We start from the raw sequence: 1,139 nt of genomic DNA, 5'->3' as shown, positions 1-1,139 counted from the left end.
ATCGTCAATTGGCCGGCGCCTTTCGTCGCGACGACGAATCCGATGCGCGTGTCGATCAGATCCGGCCGCAGCTCGACTGCAACATTCTGGCCATAGTGAATCTTGAAGAATCCGAGGCCGTCGACGCCGTGATAGTCGAACGCCCGCTCGGCGGTCTGCGGCTTTCCGGCGGGTTCCAGCCGGTGTGGGGTCACGAGATTGCTGACCACATCCTCGAACTCGTCGAGATCGGAGGTCCGAAACGAGCCGCCGGCCACTCCCTCTGTCGCGACGGGAGTAACCTCGTCCCACGGCTCTGCACCTAGTGTCCGCCTGCCCACAATCGCCCCACCATTCCAGTCCGATCGGTCGGGTGAATCCCTTTGACCTGGTCGAACAGATGGAATGAATAGTAGTATTGTTACGCAATTCCGACAAGTCTTGCGCCGATCCGATATCGCGAAAGCAAAGCGCGAGGTCTAATGACGCATCGTCATCGCCTTAAGACCCGGACCACCGGTGAGGAGTCCCGACCATGACCAGCGCAACCGACGGCCACAAAGGTTTTCGTTTTTCGCCTCTGAATGTCTGGACGGCTGCCCGTGGAATTGCCGTCGAGACGATGACCGGAACCCTGGCGGTGACGCACACAAATCCGACGCGCGCCTATTTCCGGCGGGGCATCTGCCTCTACTGGCTCGGCTTCCACGAGGAGGCGATCGTCACCTTCCGCAAGATCCTGCGCCTGAACTGGCGCGATGAGCGAGCCTTGCTCTGGATCGAGAAGGCCAAGCGCGCTCACAGCCAGGAAATCGAACGGCTCGTCGCAGCGAGCCGTCAAGGGATGCTGAGCTATCAGCCGGTCGTCGACTGGATTCCGTAGGCATCGCGCCGCCTGCGCCGATCGATCGCAAGCAGGCGACGGATTTCAGCCCAAAACACTTCGGCCCAAGACACTTCGGCCCAAGACATTCCCTTCAACGCAGACAGTTCAGCGCAATGCGCCGAAAGGAAACCGGCCGGAACGAACCGGCCGGCGCCAGCCGCCTCAGTGGTTGTCGCGCGGCACCCCGAACGTCTGGACGACGTGCTGATATTTTACCGCCGGCTTGAGAACCATGCCCTCCGAGAGTTGATCGACCATGGAGCGCTGAATCTCC

At 60.9% G+C, this 1,139-nt stretch carries 1 protein-coding gene and 1 pseudogene; one reads left to right on the top strand and one right to left on the bottom strand.

The genetic code is table 11. The annotated features are described in order from the left end of the window. Positions 1-257: pseudogene (locus tag AC1DT3_RS22090) on the bottom strand (hypothetical protein); the annotation flags it as partial. Positions 258-514: 257 nt separating this feature from the next. Between AC1DT3_RS22090 and AC1DT3_RS22085 the strand changes: the two are divergent. Then, the gene (locus AC1DT3_RS22085) at positions 515-862 is read left to right on the top strand and encodes a tetratricopeptide repeat protein (RefSeq protein WP_477467316.1); all 348 of its coding nucleotides are present in this window, start codon (positions 515-517) and stop codon (positions 860-862) included. Positions 863-1,139: the final 277 nt, after the last annotated feature.

It is taken from the genome of Microvirga sp. P4_G7 (assembly GCF_056401005.1).
Note: the sequence above shows the minus strand (reverse complement) of the source record. Positions and strands in the feature narration are given on the sequence as shown.